Annotated in this window: 1 protein-coding gene; it reads right to left on the bottom strand. The window is 34.9% G+C overall.

The window, feature by feature from the left end:
• Positions 1-183: 183 nt before the first annotated feature.
• On the bottom strand, positions 184-513 hold a 330-nt coding region (locus R7E78_RS30710), incomplete at its 5' end, for an OmpA family protein (protein ID WP_140357747.1).

Below are 513 nucleotides of genomic sequence, written 5' to 3'. Positions count from 1 at the left end.
ACCAAAAAACAAAAATATCGACACGAAAATATGTTTACATTTCATTGATTGAGACAACTAATTTATACATTACAGAAATAATATTCACAAAAATAAAAGCTTAGTGAAAACTAAGCTTTTAAATACCACATAATATTGAGCACATGAATATAAAAATTACAACAGCAAATAGTGGATTGCTCATTACTCTATAGTTAATACAACTCGACGGTTACAGCCTGACAGCTTATTCTCGTTCACCTTACATATAGGCGCAGACTCCCCAAAGGCCTTTTCGACAATTCTATTGCCAAGCCCCAGATCTTTCTTTAAATACTTTGAGGCAGTGCTTGCACGTCGAAGGGATAAACTTTTGTTGTAAGCCTGGCTTCCGACATCATCGGTGTGCCCTTCAACGAGAATACGTTTGTCTTCGTTAACCAGTTCTAAATACTTTGATATAGCTTGTTTATGTACGTTTGTTAAATAGTGCTCATTAGTATCATAGTGTAGAACTAACGACATTGAGTTCTT

This window comes from Vibrio sp. YT-19(2023), from assembly GCF_033337395.1.
Note: the sequence above shows the minus strand (reverse complement) of the source record. Positions and strands in the feature narration are given on the sequence as shown.